This is a genomic window from Streptomyces mutomycini (genome assembly GCF_001700505.1).
GTDB classification, from domain to species: Bacteria; Actinomycetota; Actinomycetes; order Streptomycetales; family Streptomycetaceae; genus Streptomyces; species Streptomyces mutomycini.
This window is the reverse complement of the sequence record NZ_MAPV01000404.1, coordinates 1-457: the sequence shown is the minus strand read 5'-3', so window position 1 is coordinate 457 and position 457 is coordinate 1. Positions and strand designations below refer to the sequence as shown.

General features: G+C 70.2%; 1 pseudogene. It reads right to left on the bottom strand.

What is annotated here, in order from left to right:
* Positions 1-457 (bottom strand): annotated as a pseudogene (locus tag BFF76_RS30750) (DNA/RNA helicase domain-containing protein); the annotation flags it as partial.

Genomic DNA, 457 nt, shown 5'->3' with positions numbered 1-457 from the left:
CTGCTGCATCATGGCGGAGCTCCACCTGAGGAGGATGACTTCGCCTTCCTTGAGCATGGCTCGCAGGGTGTCCGAGCCGCCCAGCTCGTCGAGGTGTCCGGCCTGCGCGGCGATGATGATGCCGACGCCCACGGGCCGGCCGGTGCGACCGAGTTCCTTGATGAGCAGGGCGGCCTCGTCGCGGAACGGGGCGCCCTTCTCCAGCAGGCGGTTGGCTTCGTCGACGATCCCGTACGTCAGCGGGTCGGGGGCGTCCTTGACGAAGCCGGAGCGGCCCATCTCCGCGTAGGCTGCCATGCGGCGCTCGGCTTCGGCGACCAGGCCGCGCAGCATGAGGATCGCCTCGTACTGCGTGGTGACCCGGGTGGCGACGTTGCCCTTGGCCTCGGGCACCGACTGGCCGTGCTTGAGGTCGGCGAGGTGGACGACCTGGCGATGGACGGGCGCGGGCGGATCA